1 protein-coding gene is annotated in these 352 nt (G+C 45.5%); it reads left to right on the top strand.

The window, feature by feature from the left end; translation table 11 throughout:
* A partial coding sequence (locus ACTG7X_RS11080) for a transposase (protein WP_439258495.1) occupies nucleotides 1-352 on the top strand: 352 nt, incomplete at both ends.

Below are 352 nucleotides of genomic sequence, written 5' to 3'. Positions count from 1 at the left end.
ACGATCAAACCGAAAAATTTATCAACATCAAAGGTGTCGGACGCAAAACCGTTGCCGTGCTGATGGCGTGTTTGCCAGAGCTAGGCAAGGTGTCAAACAAAGCTATAGCTGCCTTGGTGGGCGTTGCTCCCTATCCTAAAGATAGTGGAAACCTACAAGGCAAACGTCATTGCCGTGGCGGTCGAGCGTTACCACGCAGTACGCTTTATATGGCAACACTTTGTGCCGTGCGACACGAACCTGCGTTCAAACATTTTTACGAACGATTGCTAGAAAAAGGCAAATCCAAAAAATGTAGTTTAGTTGCCTGTATTCGTAAAATGATCGTCATCATCAATACCCTGTTGAAAAC

Source organism: Lonepinella sp. BR2271 (genome assembly GCF_051851515.1).
Lineage (GTDB): Bacteria > Pseudomonadota > Gammaproteobacteria > Enterobacterales > Pasteurellaceae > Lonepinella.
Note: the sequence above shows the minus strand (reverse complement) of the source record. Positions and strands in the feature narration are given on the sequence as shown.